Below are 17,249 nucleotides of genomic sequence, written 5' to 3'. Positions count from 1 at the left end.
ACGCCGGCACGAGGCCGGCGTCTTCCTGGAGCAGGGTCAGGGCCTGGCCGCCAGCGGCGGTCGCGTCTGGCTACGCTCCAGCCAGCCACCGCCGAGGGCCTTGTACAGGGTGACCTCGCTGTTGAGCTGGTTGAGTCGATCGGTGATCAGCTGCTGCTGGGCGCTGTACAGCGAGCGCTGGGCGTCGAGCACCGTGAGGTAGTTGTCGATGCCCTGGCGATAGCGCAGGTTGGCCAGGTCGTAGTACTCCTGGCTGGCCTGCACCAGGTCCTGCTGGGCCTGCAGCTGGTCGTCGTAGGTGCCCTTCGCCGCGAGGGCATCGGCCACTTCGCGGAAGGCGGTCTGGATCGACTTCTCGTAGGTGGCGACGTTGATGTCCTTCTGGATCCTGGCCGCATCCAGGCTGGCCTTGAGGCTGCCGGCCGTGAAGATGGGGATGTTGATGCTCGGCGAGAAGGTCCAGTAGCCGGAGCCGGCGTCGAACAGGCCATTCAGATCGCGACTGGCCGTGCCACCCTGGGCGGTCAGGCTGATGCGCGGGAAGAAGGCCGCCCGCGCCGCGCCGATGTTGGCGTTGGCGGCGCGCAGCTGCAGCTCGGACTGGAGGATGTCCGGGCGCTTCTGCAGGAGATCCGACGGCAGGTTGGCCGGCAGCTCGGCGAGCAGGTCCTTGCCGTCCAGGCCCTTGCCCTGCGGCAGGTCCGCCGGGATCGAGGTGCCCAGCAGCAAGGTCAGGGCATTGCGATCCTGGGCCACCTGGCGGGTGTATTGCGCCAGATTCGCCCGCGCCCCTTCCAGGGCGGTGCGCGACTGGCGCAGGTCCAGGCCACTGGCCACGCCGTTCTCCACGGTCTGACGGGTCAGGTCGTAGGAGCGCTGATAGGCGTCCAGGGTCTCGCGGGTCAGTTGCAGCATGCGCTGGTCGGTGAGCCAGGCGTAGTAGGCGTTGGCCACTTCCGAGACCAGCGAGATCTGGGTGCTGCGACGTCCTTCGCTGGTGGCGAAGTAGTTGAGCAGCGCCTGCTCGCTGAGGCTGCGCAGGCGACCGAAGAGGTCCAGCTCATAGGAGGTGAAGCCCAGGGTCACGCTGTACTGGCTGCTGATGCTGCCGCCGCCACCGCCACCCGCGCCGTTGGCGCTGTTGCCGGCGAGCAGTTCGCGGATGGCGGAGACCTGGCTCAGGTCTTCCGGCTGGCGGGTACGGGTCCCGGTGCCGCTGACACTGATGTCGGGAAACAGCTCGGCGCGCTGCACGCGGTACTGCGCCTGGTAGAGGCGCACGTTCAGCGCGGCCTGGCGCAGGTCGCGGTTGTTGTCCAGCGAGAGCTGGATCAGTTGCTGCAGGGCCGGATCGCGATAGAAATCGCGCCAGCCGATGTCGGCCGCCTGCTGGTCGCGGTTGACCGTCAGGGCATCGTAGGCCTGGCCATGGGGCCAGGCATTCTCCACCGGCGCGTTGGGTCGCTGGTAGTCGGGGATCAGGCTGCAGCCGGAGACGGCCAGCATGCCCACGACCACCGCCAAGAGAGACTTCTTCATATCAGTGTCCTTCCTTGCCATGGGCTTCCTGGTCCTTGGTGGCCTTGTCCTTGAACAGGCTGCTGACCACCACGTAGAACATGGGAATCCAGAAGATCGCCAGTATCGTGGCGGTGAGCATGCCGCCGATCACGCCGGTACCCACGGCGTGCTGGCTGCCGGAGCTCGCGCCCGAGGAGATCGCCAGGGGCACCACGCCCAGGATGAAGGCCATGGAGGTCATGATGATGGGCCGCAGACGCATGCGCGAGGCTTCCACCGCCGCATCGACGATGTTCTTCCCGCCCTCGTGCAGCTCCTTGGCGAATTCCACGATCAGGATGGCGTTCTTCGCCGCCAGACCGATGGTCGTCAACAGACCGACCTGGAAGAAGACGTCGTTGGCCAGGCCACGGAAGTAGGTGGCCAGCAAGGCCCCCACCACCCCCAGCGGCACCACCAGGATGACCGCGATCGGGATCGACCAGCTCTCGTACAGCGCCGCCAGGCAGAGGAACACCACCAGCAGCGACAGGGCGTAGAGGGCCGGCGCCTGGGAGCCCGACAGCCGCTCCTCGTAGGACAGACCGGTCCAGGCGATACCCACGCCCTGCGGCAGGTCCTTGGCCATGCGCTCGATCTCGGCCATGGCGTCACCGGTGCTGTAGCCGGGCGCCGCGGAACCGAGGATCTCCAGCGAGGAGATGCCGTTGTAGCGCTCCAGCTTGGGCGAGCCGTAGATCCACTCGCCGCGGGCGAAGGCCGACACTGGCACCATCTCGCCCGCGCTGTTGCGCACGTACCACTTGTTGAAGTCCTCGGGATTCATCCGCGCGCTGGCTTCGCCCTGCAGGTACACCTTCTTCACCCGACCGCGGTCGATGAAGTCGTTGACGTAGCTGGACGCCCAGCCGATGGACAGCGTCTGGTTGACGTCGCTCTGCGACAGCCCCAGGGCGCGCACCTTCTCGTCGTCGACGATGAGTTTGAATTGCGGCTCGTCGTTGAGGCCGTTGGGACGGGTCTGCATCAGCTTGGGATTCTGCGCGGCCATGCCGAGCAGTTGGTTGCGCGCGGCCATGAGCGCCTCGTGACCGATGCCGCCCTGGTCCTGCAGATAGAAGTCGAAGCCGGTGGCGTTACCCAGCTCCAGCACCGCCGGCGGCACGATGGCGTAGACGATGGCGTCCTTGATGCCCGACAGGTAGCCCATGGCGCGACCGGCCACGGCACTGGCCCCGTCCTTGGCGTCCGGGCGCTCTTCCCAGGGCTTGAGCTGGATGAACGCCAGACCCGAACTCTGGCCGCGACCGGCGAAGTTGAAGCCGTTGACGGTGAACATCGAGCTGACCGCGCTCGAGTCGTTCTTCATCATCATCTCGCGCATGGTGTCGAGCACCTTCTGCGTCCGCTCGGCACTGGAGCCCGGCGGCGTGGTGACCTGGGCGAAGATCACGCCCTGGTCCTCTTCCGGCAGGAAGGACGACTGGATGCGGGTGAACAGGAACACCATGACGCCGACGATCAGCAGGTACAGCAGCAGGAAGGGCACCTTGTGGCGGATCACCGCGGCCACGCTGCGCTCGTAGCGGTGCTGACCGCTCTCGAACTTGCGGTTGAACCAGCCGAAGAAACCGCGCTTCTCGTGGTGCCCCTGCTTGACCGGCTTGAGCAGGGTGGCGCACAGCGCCGGAGTCAGGATCAGGGCCACCAGCACCGAGAGCACCATCGAGGAAACGATGGTGATGGAGAACTGGCGATAGATCACCCCGGTGGAGCCGCCAAAGAAGGCCATGGGCACGAACACCGCCGACAGCACCATGGCGATACCGACCAGGGCGCCCTGGATCTGACCCATGGACTTGCGCGTCGCCTCCTTGGGCGAGAGCCCCTCCTCGGCCATCACCCGCTCGACGTTTTCCACCACCACGATGGCATCGTCCACCAGCAGGCCGATGGCGAGCACCATGCCGAACATGGTCAGGATGTTGATGGTGAAACCGGCGGCCAAGAGCACCGCGAAGGTGCCCAGCAGAACCACGGGTACGGCGATGGTGGGGATCAGGGTGGCCCGGAAGTTCTGCAGGAACAGGAACATCACCAGGAACACCAGCAGGATCGCCTCGCCCAGGGTCTTGACCACCTCGTGGATGGAGGCGGTCACCACCGGGGTGGTGTCATAGGGATAGACCACTTCCATGCCCGGCGGCATGAACGGCTTGAGCCGCTCGATGGTGGCGCGGACCGCCTTGGCGGTATCCAGGGCGTTGGCCCCGGTGGCCAGACGCAGGGCCATGCCGGAGGCCGGCTTGCCGTCGAACTGGGCGTCGATGGAATAGTTCTCGCCCCCCAGCTCCACCCGTGCCACGTCGCGCAGGCGCACCTGGGCGCCGCTCTGATCGACCTTGAGGAAGATTTTGCCGAATTCCTCGACGCTGGTCAGGCGGGTCTTGCCGATGATGGTGGCGTTGAGCTGTTGCCCCGGCACCGCCGGCAGGCCGCCGAGCTGACCGGAGGCGATCTGCACGTTCTGGCTCTGGATGGCGCTGCTGACGTCGACCGGCGTCAGCTGGTACTTCACCAGCTTCTGCGGATCGAGCCAGATGCGCATGGCGTACTGGGCACCGAACACCTGGAAGTCACCCACACCGCTGGTCCGCGCGATGGGATCGCGCATGTTGGAAACGATGTAGTTGGACAGGTCTTCCTTGGTCAGGGAGCCGTCCATGGAGACCAGGCCCACCACCATCATGAAGTTGCGCTGGTACTTGGCCACGCGCATGCCCTGCTGCTGCACTTCCTGCGGCAGCAGCGGCGTCGCCAGCTGCAGCTTGTTCTGCACCTGGACCTGGGCGATGTCGGAGTTGGTGCCCTGGTTGAAGGTCACGATGATGGTCATGCTGCCATCGGAGTTGGACTCCGAGGAGATGTACCTGAGGTTGTCGATCCCGTTCATCTGCTGCTCGATGACCTGGACCACGGTGTCCTGCACCGTCTGCGCCGAGGCGCCCGGGTAGCTCACCTGGATCGAGACCGCCGGGGCGGCGATGTTCGGGTACTGGTTGATCGGCAGATTGAGGATCGACAGGATACCGGCGAGCATGATCACCAGGGCGATCACCCAGGCGAAGATGGGCCGGTCGATGAAGAACTTGGACATCGGGCGCTCCCCTTACTGAGCCTGACCCGCCGGCTTCTGCTCGGCGGAGGCGATGTTGCTCGCCGGCTTGGTGGTGACGGTGGCGCCCGGCTTGATCTTCTGCAGGCCCTCGGTGATGACCTTGTCACCCGCCTTCAGGCCGTCGGTGACCAGCCAGTCGGAGCCCACGGTACGCTCGGTCTTGAGGATTCGCTGCTCGACCTTGCCTTCGCCGTTGACCACCATGGCGGTGGGCTGGCCCTTGATGTCGCGGGTCACGCCCTGTTGCGGCACCAGCAGGGCATTCTGGCGAACGCCGGACTGCAGCTGGGCACGCACGAACATGCCGGGCAGCAGCAGCTTGTCGGGGTTGGGGAATTCGGCGCGGATGGTCACCGAGCCGGTGCCCTGATCCACCGAAACCTCGGCGAACTTGAGCTTGCCGGGACGGCTGTAGGCGCTGCCGTCTTCCAGCATCAGCTTGACCTCGGCGGCGTTCTCGCCCTGCACGCGCTGCAGCTGACCGCTGTCCAGTTCACGGCGCAGGCGCAGCAGATCGGTGGCGGACTGGGTCACGTCGACATAGATGGGATCGAGCTGGGTGATGCTGGTCAGGGCGGTGGTCTGGTCGGCGGTGACCAGGGCGCCTTCGGTCATCATCGAGCGCCCGATGCGGCCGGAAATCGGCGCGGCGACCTTGGTGTAGGCCAGGTTGATCTCGGCGTTGCGCAGGGCGGCTCTCGCCGATTCCACCTGGGCTTCGTTCTGCCGCTGCATGGACAGGGCGTCGTCGGCTTCCTGCTTGCTGATCGCCTGCTCCTTGACCAGGGCGCCATAGCGCTGGGCCTTGAGCCGGTTGGAGGCCAGGGTCGCCTGGGCCTGGGCCAGCGAGGCCTTGGCCGAGTTGACGTTGGCTTCGTAGGTGCGCGGATCGATTTGATAGAGCTGGGTGCCGGCCTTCACGTCGGCGCCCTCGGTGAAGTAGCGCTTGAGCAGGATGCCGCTGACCTGGGGACGGACCTCGGCGATGCGGAAGGCCGAGGTGCGCCCGGGCAGTTCGTCGGTGAGGGTCACGGTGCGGGGTTGCATCGTCACCACCCCGACCTCCGCGGGCTTCTGCTGCTGTTGCTGTTGCTGGTCCTTGTTGTCCTGCTTGCCGCAGGCGCCCAGGGCCAGGGCCACGGCCAGCAGGGCGGGGGCGAAAAAGGCATGCGCCGGCTTGATCTGCATATCAAAAGTCCTTGAAAGCGGGGAAATGAGCATGCGCAGCGCGCCTTGTGGATCCGCACCGGCTCGAGCATAGGAATTATTATCAGACAAATATACTTACGTTCACGACTGTTTGTAAATAACCCAAGCGCCATGCTCGGGTATCTCGCCGGCGGCTCCGGCGCCTCGTGAAAACGGCTATTCCTACGACATCAGGCCCAGACGACCGACCTCGGTAGCAGACCATCAGGCTGAAGGCGAGTTCTGCCGGGGGATTCCTCTGGCGCCCGCCTCGTCGCCAAAAACGACCAGGCATAAAAATGCCGGACGAATCCGGCATCTTTGGTTACAACCTGAGGGCGTCCCGTTACTGGCGCACGCCTTCGAAGGACAGCATGAATTCCACTTCCTGGGACTTCGGACCGAGGTCCTTCTGGATGTTGAAATCCTTGAGCTTGAGGGTGGTGGTGCCCTCGAAGCCGGCGCGGTAGCCGCCCCACGGATCCTTGCCCTCGCCCATGAAGTGGGCCTTGATGGTGACCGGCTTGGTCACGCCGTTCAGGGTCAGGTTGCCGGTGACGTCGGCGGTGCCGTCGCCGGTGGGGGTGACCTTGGTGGATTCGAAGCTGGCCTGGGGATGGGCGGCGACGTTGAGGAAGTCGGCGCTGCGCAGGTGCTTGTCACGCTCGGCGTGGTTGGTGTCGACGCTGTCGGTGTTGATGGTCACCTTGATCTTGTCGGCGGACGGATCCTTGGCATCGAAGCTGAAGTTGCCGTCGAAGTCCTTGAAGGTGCCGTACAGCCAGCTGTAGCCCAGGTGTTGGATGCGGAACTGGATGAAGGCGTGCTGGCCCTGCTTGTCGATCTTGTAATCGGCGGCCATGGCCTGGCCGGCGCCCAGCAGAGCGGTACCCAGGGCCAGGGCGGCAACGGTTTTCTTCAGCATTGGATGGAGCTCCATGTGGTGGTGGGAAGCGAACATCAGGAAGGGGTATGGACCCGGCCGAGCATGCGCACCAGGGTGCCGTCGCGGTCGACGAAATGGTGCTTGAGCGCGGCCAGCACGTGCAGGCCGGCCAGGACGATCAGCGTCCAGGCGAACCAGAGGTGGATCTTGCCGGCGGTATCGGCCTGGTCCGGCAGGCCGCTCAGGGTCGCCGGCACCTTGAACCAGCCGAAGACATCGATGGCCACACCATCGGCGGTGGAGATCAGATAGCCGGCCACCATGACGCTGAGCATCAAGGCATAGAGCAGGAAGTGCCCGGCCCCGGCGGCGCGGCGTACCAGAGGGCTGCCCTCCACCGGCGGCGGCGGACTGACCAGACGCCAGAGCAGGCGCAGCACCAGGGCGATCAGCAGGAGGATGCCGGCGCTCTTATGCAGTTCGGGGGCGGTGTGGTACCAGGTGTCGTAGTAGTCCAGGGTGCGCATCCACAGGCCGGAGGCGAACATGGCGACGATCGCCAGGGCCATGACCCAATGCAGAACCAGACTTACCAGACCGTAGCGAAGGCCATCGTTGCGCCAGTGCATCGCTTTTCTCTCCTGAAAAAGCTTTGCCTAAGCCTAGCCGCAAACGTATCGATGGAAAGCGGAAAAAGTGTCGAATCAATATCGAAGGAATCGATGGATCGGACGGCGCATGGAGGCCCCGTCCGCTGCGGCCGGGAGGCTGCGCAGGGGCAGCCTCCCGGCGCGGGTCTGGATCAGAACGACCAGTGGAACAGCTTCCAGAAGAAGCCGTGCTCGCCACTGTCCTTGGCCGGCGCGGCGTCGGCGGCCTTGGGCGCGGCAGCCGGCTGAGCCGGGGCCTTGGCGCTGGCGACGACCGGCACCACGGCCTTGCCGGCCTTGAGGTCGCGGACCTGGCCGGCGGCGCGCTGACCGCTGGCCAGGGCCCCTTCCAGGGTGCCCGGATGCAGCGGATCGGTGTGCTCGCCGGCAAAGATCACCCGGCCGGTGGGCTTTTCCCACAGCCGCCAGTAGCGGGTGATCTGGCCCGGACCATAGGCCAGGTAGGCACCGCCCACGCCCGGATCGCGGCTGTAGCGACGGACTTCGTAGCCGGAGAAGGCACCGCGCGCCTTGGGATAGAGGGCGTGGAAGCGAATCAGCACCTGATCGACCATCTGCTTGTCGCCGAAGGCCTGCACCAGGCGCGCGCTGTCGCCGGCCAGGTTGACCAGCACATTGGCGCCGCCCTTGACGTCCGGTTCCACCCACAGCATGCCCAGACCCTGGTCGCTGTAGATCTCGCCGCTCATGCGCGACTTGCTGTCCCACACCGGGGTCTTGAACTTGAGCAGGATCTGGTCGCGCCAGCCATAGGTGGTGCCCTTGATGGCGGCCTGCTGGGTGGCGTCCAGCGCCGGGGTCATCTGCACCTGACCAAGGGCGCGCAGCGGCACCGCCATCACCACGTAGTCGGCCTTGTAGCCATTGGCGCCGGCCTTGACCGTCACGCCGCTCGGATCCTGGACGATGCTCGACACCTTGCTGTCGGTCTTGATCGTCTTGATCTGCTTGACGAAGGCCTGGGCCAGGACGTCGCTGCCGCCGGGCAGGCGCGAGGCGCGCAGGTCCTTGTCCTCGACGCCGCGATAGACGCGGGTCTGCTGGGCCAGATAGAGCAGCGACAGCCGCGAGGGCTCGTCATAGCGCACGCGGATGCGCTGGTTGATCAGTTGGCGGGCCACCGGCGGCAGATTCTGCTTGTCCAGCCAGGTGGCGGCATTGATCTGGTCGAGGGCGTGCAGGGTCGGGGTGGCGGTCGGCTGCAGCGGATCGCTGATGGCGGCGGCCAGGTCGTCCAGGGACTTGTCGACGCGCTTCAGGGCATCGGCCACGGCCGGCATCTTCTGCACCAGGTCGTCCTGGGAATAGTACTGGCCGTCGATCAGATAGCCCGGGGTGCGCACGAAGGACGGCGCGTCCACGGTCTTGAGCTTGAAGGTGTCCAGGTAGTGGTTGAGCACCGGCTGGGCCTTGGTGTCGCCGATCCATTCGCTGGAGGCGAGACCGGAGCGACCGCCGACGCGCGCGCCGGCTTCCAGCAGGGTCACGTTCCAGCCGGCCTGCTGCAGTTCATAGGCCGAGGCCAGACCGGCCATGCCGGCACCGACCACGATCACCGAAGGACCACTGGGCGCGACGGGCGCCGCGGCAGCCTTTTCCGGCGCCTTGTGCGACTCTTTATGGGCCTTCTCGGCAGCGCCTGCGCTCAGGCTGGTAGCGAATACGCCGGCTGCCAAGCAGACGGTAAAACCTGTCCAACGCGACGACATCTTTTCTAGACTCCTGGGACCGGGAAACGGCGGTGGCGCAGCATACGCCAGCGGCCCCGGGGCAACCAGACGGCGCCACGACCGGCAATCGGCCCGCGCCTTGCTCCCGTCGCGCGCCCTGGCTTAGGCTTGCGCCCCCTTTTTATCGCCGGGCCCGTCGCCAGGAGACCGCCAATGACCAATCACGACTGGATGCGCCGTGACCTGGAGGTGCTCTGGCACCCCTGCACCCAGATGAAGGATCACGAGCAGCTGCCGGTGATCCCGATCCGCCGCGGCGAGGGCGTCTGGCTGGAAGACTTCGACGGCAAGCGCTACCTGGACGCCGTCAGTTCCTGGTGGGTCAATGTCTTCGGCCACGCCAATCCGCGCATCAACGACCGCATCAAGGCCCAGGTCGACCAGTTGGAGCACGTCATCCTCGCCGGCTTCAGTCACCAGCCGGTGATCGAGCTGTCCGAGCGCCTGGTCGCCCTGACCCCGGCCGGTCTCGACCGGGTGTTCTACGCCGACAACGGCTCCTCGTGCATCGAGGTGGCCCTGAAGATGAGCTACCACTACTGGCGCAACGTGGGCCAGCCGGACAAGCGCCGCTTCGTCACCCTGACCAACAGCTACCATGGCGAGACGGTGGCGGCCATGTCGGTGGGCGACGTGGCGCTGTTCACCGAGACCTACCAGGGCCTGTTGCTGGACACCCTCAAAGTGCCGAGCCCCGATTGCTACCTGCGCCCCGAAGGCATGGACTGGGAAGAGCATTCGCGGCAGATGTTCGTGCACATGGAGCGCACCCTGGCCGAGCACCACGCCAGCGTCGCCGCGGTCATCGTCGAGCCGCTGATCCAGGGCGCCACCGGCATGCGCATGTACCACCCGGTCTATCTGCGCCTCCTGCGCGAGGCCTGCGATCGCTATGGCGTGCACCTGATCCATGACGAGATCGCCGTGGGCTTCGGTCGCACCGGGACGATGTTCGCCTGCGAACAGGCCGGTATCCGTCCGGATTTCCTCTGCCTGTCCAAGGCCCTGACCGGCGGCTACCTGCCGCTGGCCGCCTGCCTGACCACCGATGCGGTCTACCAGGCCTTCTACGACGACTACCACACTCTGCGCGCCTTCCTGCATTCCCACAGCTATACCGGCAATCCGCTGGCCTGCGCCGCCGCCCTGGCGACCCTGGACATCTTCGCCGAGGACGACGTCATCGAGGCCAACAAGCCCCTGGCCCGGCGCATGGCCGAGGCCACCGCGCACCTGGCCGAGCACCCCCAGATCGGCGAGGTACGCCAGACCGGCATGGCCCTGGCCATCGAGATGACCGCCGACAAGGCCCGCCGCACGCCCTACCCCTGGCAGGAGCGCCGCGGCCTGGCCGTCTACCAGCACGCCCTCTCCCGCGGTGCCCTGTTGCGGCCGCTGGGCAACGTGGTCTACTTCCTGCCGCCCTATGTGATCACCCCCGAGCAGATCGACTTCCTCGCCGAGGTGGCGAGCGAAGGCATCGACCTCGCCACCCGCACCTCGGTCAGCGTCGCCCTGAGCGACCTGCACCCCAACCACCGCGATCCCGGCTGATCTGGAGTCCGCCATGCGTCTCACCCGCTGCCACCTCGACCTGCCCCTGGCCCTCGGCCGTCTCGAACTGCCCGAGGCCCAGGCCCACTACCTGGGCCGCGTGCTGCGCCTGGCGCCGGGGGATGCCGTGCAACTGTTCGACGGCAGCGGCCGCGAATACCTCGGCCAGGTCGCCGAGGTGGGCAAGAAGACCCTCAGCGTCGACCTCACCAAGGAATTGCCCGGCCAACCCGATTCGCCATTGCGGATCCACCTCGGCCAGGGCCTGTCCCGCGGCGAGCGCATGGACTGGGCGATCCAGAAGGCCACCGAGCTGGGGGTGGCCGAGATCACCCCGCTGGTCAGCGAACGCTGCGAGGTGCGCCTCAAGGACGAACGCGCCGACAAGCGCCTGCAGCACTGGCGCCAGGTCGCCATCAGCGCCTGCGAACAGTGCGGTCGCTCCACGGTGCCGCTGATCCATCCACCGCAGTTGCTGGCCGACTGGCAGGCCGGGCTGGACGCCGATCTCAAGCTGGTCCTGCACCCGGTGGCCGAGCCCCTGGAAAGCCATGCCCGCCCCACCCGCCTGGCCCTGCTGATCGGGCCGGAAGGCGGCCTGAGCGAGACCGAAGTCACGGCCGCCCGCGCCGCCGGTTTCCAGCCGGCCCGCCTAGGGCCGCGGGTGCTGCGCACCGAGACCGCGCCGGTGGTGGCCCTGAGCGTGGCCCAGCAACTCTGGGGTGATTTCCAGACCCCCTGACCTGCCCCCCGGACCGCTGCCCCGCGGCGGTCCGTCCCTTTCCCCACGGATAGTTTTGGAGCCCCGGATGACCCTGCCCTCTCGCCCCTACGCCGCCTTCCTGTTCGACATGGACGGCACCCTGCTCACCAGCGTGGCCTCCGCCGAACGCGCCTGGAGCACCTGGGCCCTCGGCCATGGCCTCGATCCGGCGGACGTCCTCGCCGTGATGCACGGGGTGCGGGCGGTGGAGACGGTCAGGCGCTTCGCCCCGGCGGGCGCGGACATCGACGCCGAGACCCGCGCCATCACCGAACTGGAGATCGCCGATGTCGCCGATATCCAGGAAATCCCCGGCGCCGCGGCCTTTCTCGCCAGCCTGCCGGCCGGCAGCTGGGCGCTGGTCACCTCGGCTTCGCGCCGGCTGGCCGAAGTGCGGCTCGCCGCGGCCGGCATGGCCCTGCCGCCGGTGATGATCTGCGCCGAAGACGTCACCCAGGGCAAGCCCGCGCCGGACTGTTTCCTGGCGGGTGCGCGCAAGCTGGGGGTGGAGATCGGCGACTGCCTGGTGTTCGAGGATGCCCACGCCGGCTTTGCCGCGGCCAAGGCCGCCGGCGCCGATGCGGTGGCCATCACCGCGACCCATCGCCAGCCGCTGGACCTGGGGCTGCCGACCCTGGCCGACTACCGCGGCGTCGGCATCAGCCGTGATGAAGACGGCGCCCTGCGCCTGATCCGGAAGGACTAGAAGACGCCCGCGGCGGCGAGGCGCTCTTCCACCCCGATCAGATCGGGAATGCGCGCCGTGCCGCCTTCGTAGGCCACGGCGCCCAGTTCCAGGGCGGCCAGGGGTACCTCGGCAGCGACCAGCTCGGGGGTGATGCGCAACGAGCGCGGAATGCTGCGGATCAGCAGGGCCAGGAAGCGCACCCGCTCACGCCCACCCAGGGCGTTGAGGATGGCCACCCGCGCATGGCGATCGCCATCGAATTGCGCGGCGCTGCCACTGGACAGCGCCTCGAAACTGATCAGCGGCAGACGCAGGTCGCGCCAGGCGACCTGGCCCAGGCACCAGTCGGGTTGCACCGGCAGTGGCCGGATCTCGCGACAGGGCACCAGCTCGGCCACCGCCGCGTTGGGCAGCAGCAGGGTGCGATCGGCCAGGGTCAGCAGCAGACCGGTCAGGTGTTCGGCGGGCGCGGCGGTCGACATGGGAGATTCCTTCAGCTTTGCTGCTCGGCCAGGCGCGCCACCAGGGCTTCGGCCAGGCCGCGGGGATCGGCGGTAAGGGTCGCGAGACCCGATTCGCGCATGCTTTCCGGCATGCTCGGGGCGATGCAGGTGCTCGCCGACTGGGTCCAGAGCGTGCCACCGCGCCGCCGCACATAGGGCGCCGAGGCGGTGCCGTCGTTGCCCATACCGCTGAACACGATGACCCCGCAGCGGGCGCCGAAGTGCTGCGCCAGGTTGAGCATCATCTGGCTGATCGACGGCGTATGGGGCTCGGGCCATGCGCGCTCGACGATGTCCAGGGCGCCGTTGGCCCGGAAGGTGAGCTCCTGCTGGGTCGGCACTACTACCACCTCGCCACAGCGCACCGGCTCACCCGGGCGCACGCCCTGGATGTGCCACTGACTGTGCCGGCCGACCGCGCGCAGCAGGTTGGCGGCAAAGCCGTCACCGATGTGCTGCGCATAGAGGAAACCGACCGGCAGACCGCCCGGCAAGGCGTCGAGAAAGGCCTTTACCGCCGCCGGACCGCCCAGGGAGGCCGCCAGCAACCAGACCTCGGGAGCCGGATCGCCGGCGGGCAGCGGCAGGTTGGCTAGGGGTTCCGGCAGGGTCAGGCGCGGCGGTCGCGGCTGGTCCTGCAACAGGGTCTCCAAGGCCGGACCGACCGCCGCCACCGGATCGCCGATCAGCCGCTTGAGCTTGCCGATCAGGCGCTTCTCCCACTGGGTGAAGGGGTCGGTGAAGCGCTCCGGCGCCTGGCCTTCGCCGAACAGGATGGGCACTTCGGCCCCCTCCAGCAGCGCGTCCACCAGCGGTGATTCCTCGGTCTGGCTCAGGTCGATCAGCCACAGGTCGGTCGCGACCGAGGGCCAGGCCGCTTCGTCGAAGCGCTCCGGATCGCTGTTGAGGACGACGTGATAGCCATTGTCGGCCAGCACCTGCTGCAGTACGTGACGCTGCAGCGGACTGTCGGCCAGGATGGCGACGCGGGCGGTGTGCATCTCAGTCATGTTCCCTGACCAACCGATGGATGTGGGCCAGGAGTTCGCTCTCCTGGTAGGGCTTGCCCAGGTATTCGTTCACGCCCAGGCTCAGCGCCCGCTCGCGGTGTTTTTCCCCGGTCCGGGAGGTGATCATCACGATCGGCAGGTCCTTGAGGCGCGCATCGTGGCGCACCAGGGTCGCCACCTCGAAGCCGTCCATGCGCGGCATCTCGATGTCCAGCAGCAGGATGTCCGGCTGCCGCTCCTGCAACTGGGCGATGGCGTCCACCCCGTCCTTGGCGGTGAAGACCTCCATGCCGTGGCGTTCCAGCAGGCGGCTGGTGACCTTGCGCACGGTGACCGAATCGTCGACCACCATGACCAGCGCCGGTCGGGTGACCTCGGCCACAGTGGCCGGACCCTGCGCCAGCCGCGCCAGCTCTTCGCCACTGGCGCGCTGACTGCGGATCATCGCCAGCAGGTCGAGAATCACCACCACGCGCCCGTCCCCCAGCAGGGTGGCACCGGACAGACCCGGCACCCCGGCGAATTGCGGACCCAGGCTCTTCACCACGATCTCCCGCGAACCGGCCACCGCATCCACCTGTACCGCCACCGCGTATTCGGCGGCGCGCACCAGCACCACCGGCAGCGGCAGACTCTGGCCGCTCAGCTTGGGCTGCTGGCCATTGCCGAGCAGGTGCCCCAGGTAGCGCAGGTCATAGTGCTGGCCGCCGTATTCGAAGGTGCCCGCTCCCGGACGGTAATAGCGTTCGAGATCGGCCGCGGTCACCCGCACGATGCCTTCGATGGTGTTGAGCGGCACGGCATAGAGGTCGTCGCCGGCATGCACCATGAGCGCGCGGTTCACCGACACGGTGAACGGCAGGCGAATGGTGAAGCGCGTCCCCTCGCCCGCCACGCTGTGGATGTCCATGTTGCCGCCGAGCTGCTTCACCTCCTGGTGCACCACGTCCATGCCCACACCCCGCCCGGAGATCTGGGTGACGGTCGGCGCGGTGGAGAAGCCCGATTCGAGGATGAATTGCAGCAGCTCCTCATCGGCGAGCTGCGCGTCTTCCGCCATCAGGCCGCGCTCGATGGCCTTGCGGCGTACCGCGGCCAGGTCGATGCCACGGCCGTCGTCGGCCAGGGTCAGAATGATGTCGCCACCTTCGCGGCGCAGATCCAGGCTGATCACGCCTTCGGCCGGCTTGCCGGCGCGCTGGCGTCCGGCGGCGTCCTCGACGCCGTGGTCGATGGCGTTGCGCAGCATGTGCTCCAGCGGCGGAATGATCCGCTCGAGCACCGTGCGGTCCAGCTCGCCTTCGGCGTTGCCGACCCTGAGCTCGATCGGCTTGTCCAGTTCGGCGCTGACCTGGCGTACCACCCGGTGCAGGCGCGGCACCATGCGCTCGAAAGGCACCATGCGCGTCTGCATGAGGCTTTCCTGCAGCTCGGTGTTGACCCGCGCCTGTTGCAGCAGCAGGGTCTCGGCATCGCGATTGCGCTGGCCCAGGGTGTTCTTCAGATCCAGCAGGTCGGACGCCGATTCGAACAGGGCGCGGGACAGCTGCTGCAGCTGGGAATAGCGATCCAGCTCCAGGGGGTCGAAATCCTCGTAGCCGGCGCGATCCACGTCTTCGTGGTGACGACTGATGATCTGCGCCTGGGTCTCGGTATCCAGCCGGCGCAGCTGATCGCGCACCCGCTCGATGGTGGCTTCCATCTCGCCGAGGGTGGTGCCGATGTCGCTGACCTGCTGTTCGACGCGACCGCGGAAGATCGAGGTCTCGCCGGCCAGGTTGACCAGCTGCTCCAGCAGCGCGGCCGGTACCCGCACCAGCTCCTGGGACGAACGCCGCTGCGCCGCCTGCTGGCGGACCTGCTGCAGGCGTAGCACGAAGGGCAGTGGCGCCACTGGGGCCGCGGGTGTCTCGGCCGCGACCATGACGGGGGCCGCCGCGCTGTCTTGCTCAGGCAGGGCAACAGGCAGGCCCTCGATGGCGGGCTCGACGTCCGGGTCGGCAGGCGCTTCCTCCTCGGCGACGTCCGCGACCGGTGGCTGCTCAGCCTCGCGCACGACGTCCGGTTCGGCCTCGAGCGTCTCGACCGGCTCGGCCGTCGCACTCGCCTGGGCGGCAGCCGGCAGCGACAGCTGGGCGACCGCCAGTTGCAGCCCGTCGACGCCCTGGGTCGCCAGGGCGCGTACCCGTTCTCGGTCGCCCTCGCTCAGCCCCACGGCGAGCGAGCGCAATTCCGCCAGTTGCTGTTCCAGTTCATGGGCCTGCTCGCCCAGGCCGTGCAGACCGGCCAGGCGCGCGCCACCCTTGAGGGTATGCAGGCAGCGCAACAATTCGTCCACCGCCACATCGGGCGCGGCCGCCCAGTCCGCCAGGGCCTCGTCCATGCTGACCAGCAGGTCCTGGGCTTCCTCGATGAAGATCTCGAGGATTTCCGCATCGGTGTCGGCATCGAAGACCGGTGCCGCCACCACGGCCGCAGCGGTCACGCCGGTCGCCAGTGGCTCGCCGCGGTAGTCGCGCAAGGCCGCGATCAGATCGGCGGCCGGGACCGGGGTCTCGCCCCGGGCTAGGGCTTCGAGTTGCTCGTGCAGGCGGTCATGGCAGCGCTGCAGCAGGTCGCCCAGGTCCGCGCCGGGCTTGATCCGTCCGCGCGCCAGCCCTTCGTAGAAGGCTTCCAGGGCATGGGCGAGATCGCCGATGGCATCCACCTCGGCCAGCCGCGCACCGCCCTTGAGGGTGTGCAGGTCGCGCAGCAGGGATTCCAGTTCGAGACTGTTGTGCGGCTCGGCTTCCCAGGCGCGCAGCGAGGTCGCCATGCTGTCGAGCAGGTCGCGACTCTCTTCGATGTAGATGGCCAGCAACTCGGCGTCGGGACCTTCCTCCGCCTCCGGCGCGGTCGCCATGGGCGCCGGCTCCCGAAGCGCAGACTCGGCGTCCGCCGGGTGGTCCGCGAGCGATTCGCCAAGCGCGGGCTCGCCCGGGGCCGATCCGCTGTCGTCCAGCGCCGGCAGGTCATCGAGATGACCGCTACGGATCCGCTGCAGGCGCTCGACCTGGTCGGCATGCTCGCTGACCGGCTCCCCCGCCGCCAGCTCTTCGAGTTGCGCCGCCAGGCAGCCATGGGCATCGCGCAGGGGCTGGGCCAGTTCGGCACCGCCGGCGAGACGGCCGTCGAGCAGGCCTTCGTAGATGGCGTCCAGCTCCGTGGCCAGGTGCGCGACCGGCGCCACCCCGGCGAGGTGGGCGCCGCCCTTGAGGGTATGCAGATCGCGCTGCAGGGTGCCGAGGTGGAAGCGCTGCTGCGGCTCCACCAGCCAGCGTTTCAGCGCCCGGTCGGCGCTGTCCAGCAGATCCTGGGCCTCTTCAAGGAAGATCAGCTGCATCTCCGGATCGACGGGCTCGGCGGTCTCGGCCTCGACCGCCGCCGGCTCGCTGTCCGCTGCCAGCGGCTGCGGCGCTTCCGGCAGCTCGAGGTCAGGCTCGGCTTCGGCTTCGGCTTCGGCTTCGGCTTCGGCTTCGGCTTCGGCTTCGGCTTCGGCTTCGGCTTCGGCTTCGGCT

Annotated in this window: 12 protein-coding genes; 3 read left to right on the top strand and 9 right to left on the bottom strand. The window is 67.7% G+C overall.

Going from position 1 to position 17,249, the window contains the following annotated elements; genetic code table 11:
* Positions 1–36 precede the first annotated feature (36 nt).
* The 6 genes from QKY98_RS18760 to QKY98_RS18735 form a co-directional block, all read right to left on the bottom strand.
* On the bottom strand, positions 37–1,539 hold the full coding sequence (locus QKY98_RS18760; protein WP_284671384.1) for an efflux transporter outer membrane subunit: 1,503 nt from the start codon (positions 1,537–1,539) through the stop codon (positions 37–39).
* 1 nt (position 1,540) lies between these two features.
* A complete protein-coding gene (locus QKY98_RS18755) occupies positions 1,541–4,678 on the bottom strand; it encodes an efflux RND transporter permease subunit (protein WP_027598429.1) in 3,138 nt (1,045 codons plus the stop codon).
* A gap of 12 nt (positions 4,679–4,690) precedes the next feature.
* Positions 4,691–5,887, bottom strand: a complete 1,197-nt coding sequence (locus tag QKY98_RS18750) for an efflux RND transporter periplasmic adaptor subunit (protein ID WP_027598428.1) — start codon at positions 5,885–5,887, stop codon at positions 4,691–4,693.
* Between the two features lie 346 nt (positions 5,888–6,233).
* Positions 6,234–6,812: a YceI family protein gene (locus QKY98_RS18745; RefSeq protein WP_007161692.1), complete on the bottom strand. Its 579-nt coding sequence runs from the start codon at positions 6,810–6,812 to the stop codon at positions 6,234–6,236.
* A gap of 35 nt (positions 6,813–6,847) precedes the next feature.
* Positions 6,848–7,402 carry a cytochrome b gene (locus QKY98_RS18740; protein WP_027598427.1) on the bottom strand — a complete coding sequence of 185 codons (555 nt, stop codon included), beginning with the start codon at positions 7,400–7,402 and terminating at the stop codon, positions 6,848–6,850.
* A gap of 173 nt (positions 7,403–7,575) precedes the next feature.
* Positions 7,576–9,153, bottom strand: a complete 1,578-nt coding sequence (locus QKY98_RS18735) for a flavin monoamine oxidase family protein (protein WP_115946691.1) — start codon at positions 9,151–9,153, stop codon at positions 7,576–7,578.
* Between the two features lie 174 nt (positions 9,154–9,327).
* On the opposite strand from QKY98_RS18735, the gene QKY98_RS18730 reads away from it, so the two are divergent.
* The 3 genes from QKY98_RS18730 to QKY98_RS18720 all read left to right on the top strand — a co-directional run bounded on the left by QKY98_RS18730 (position 9,328) and on the right by QKY98_RS18720 (position 12,197).
* Positions 9,328–10,728 carry an adenosylmethionine--8-amino-7-oxononanoate transaminase gene (locus QKY98_RS18730; RefSeq protein WP_284671383.1) on the top strand — a complete coding sequence of 467 codons (1,401 nt, stop codon included), beginning with the start codon at positions 9,328–9,330 and terminating at the stop codon, positions 10,726–10,728.
* Positions 10,729–10,741: 13 nt separating this feature from the next.
* Positions 10,742–11,470, top strand: a complete 729-nt coding sequence (locus QKY98_RS18725; RefSeq protein WP_284671382.1) for a 16S rRNA (uracil(1498)-N(3))-methyltransferase — start codon at positions 10,742–10,744, stop codon at positions 11,468–11,470.
* Positions 11,471–11,537: 67 nt separating this feature from the next.
* Complete coding sequence (locus QKY98_RS18720) at positions 11,538–12,197, top strand: HAD-IA family hydrolase (RefSeq protein ID WP_181109465.1); 660 nt, start codon at positions 11,538–11,540, stop codon at positions 12,195–12,197.
* Here the strand turns inward: QKY98_RS18720 and QKY98_RS18715 are convergent.
* The 3 genes from QKY98_RS18715 to QKY98_RS18705 form a co-directional block, all read right to left on the bottom strand.
* Positions 12,194–12,661, bottom strand: coding sequence for a chemotaxis protein CheW (locus QKY98_RS18715; RefSeq protein WP_007161686.1), 468 nt, complete (start codon positions 12,659–12,661; stop codon positions 12,194–12,196). The two genes, QKY98_RS18720 and QKY98_RS18715, sit on opposite strands and share 4 nt — an antisense overlap.
* An 11-nt stretch (positions 12,662–12,672) precedes the next feature.
* Positions 12,673–13,692 (bottom strand): chemotaxis protein CheB, encoded by a 1,020-nt coding sequence (locus QKY98_RS18710; protein ID WP_284671381.1) that lies wholly within the window; start codon positions 13,690–13,692, stop codon positions 12,673–12,675.
* A partial coding sequence (locus tag QKY98_RS18705) for an Hpt domain-containing protein (protein ID WP_284671380.1) occupies positions 13,685–17,249 on the bottom strand: 3,565 nt, incomplete at its 5' end. The genes QKY98_RS18710 and QKY98_RS18705, both read right to left, overlap by 8 nt.

The sequence above is a fragment of the Pseudomonas sp. HR1 genome, from assembly GCF_030175875.1.
Lineage (GTDB): Bacteria > Pseudomonadota > Gammaproteobacteria > Pseudomonadales > Pseudomonadaceae > Chryseomonas > Chryseomonas oryzihabitans.
The sequence above is the reverse complement of the archived record's forward strand: the minus strand, read 5'-3'. Positions and strand labels throughout refer to the sequence as shown.

What these genes read in the sequence shown, in the direction of transcription:
- QKY98_RS18760 (WP_284671384.1), bottom strand. Translation starts at nt 1,539, where the DNA reads ATGAAGAAGTCTCTCTTGGCGGTGGTCGTGGGCATGCTGGCCGTCTCC.
- QKY98_RS18755 (WP_027598429.1), bottom strand. Translation starts at nt 4,678, where the DNA reads ATGTCCAAGTTCTTCATCGACCGGCCCATCTTCGCCTGGGTGATCGCC.
- QKY98_RS18750 (WP_027598428.1), bottom strand. Translation starts at nt 5,887, where the DNA reads ATGCAGATCAAGCCGGCGCATGCCTTTTTCGCCCCCGCCCTGCTGGCC.
- QKY98_RS18745 (WP_007161692.1), bottom strand. Translation starts at nt 6,812, where the DNA reads ATGCTGAAGAAAACCGTTGCCGCCCTGGCCCTGGGTACCGCTCTGCTG.
- QKY98_RS18740 (WP_027598427.1), bottom strand. Translation starts at nt 7,402, where the DNA reads ATGCACTGGCGCAACGATGGCCTTCGCTACGGTCTGGTAAGTCTGGTT.
- QKY98_RS18735 (WP_115946691.1), bottom strand. Translation starts at nt 9,153, where the DNA reads ATGTCGTCGCGTTGGACAGGTTTTACCGTCTGCTTGGCAGCCGGCGTA.
- QKY98_RS18730 (WP_284671383.1), top strand. Translation starts at nt 9,328, where the DNA reads ATGACCAATCACGACTGGATGCGCCGTGACCTGGAGGTGCTCTGGCAC.
- QKY98_RS18725 (WP_284671382.1), top strand. Translation starts at nt 10,742, where the DNA reads ATGCGTCTCACCCGCTGCCACCTCGACCTGCCCCTGGCCCTCGGCCGT.
- QKY98_RS18720 (WP_181109465.1), top strand. Translation starts at nt 11,538, where the DNA reads ATGACCCTGCCCTCTCGCCCCTACGCCGCCTTCCTGTTCGACATGGAC.
- QKY98_RS18715 (WP_007161686.1), bottom strand. Translation starts at nt 12,661, where the DNA reads ATGTCGACCGCCGCGCCCGCCGAACACCTGACCGGTCTGCTGCTGACC.
- QKY98_RS18710 (WP_284671381.1), bottom strand. Translation starts at nt 13,692, where the DNA reads ATGACTGAGATGCACACCGCCCGCGTCGCCATCCTGGCCGACAGTCCG.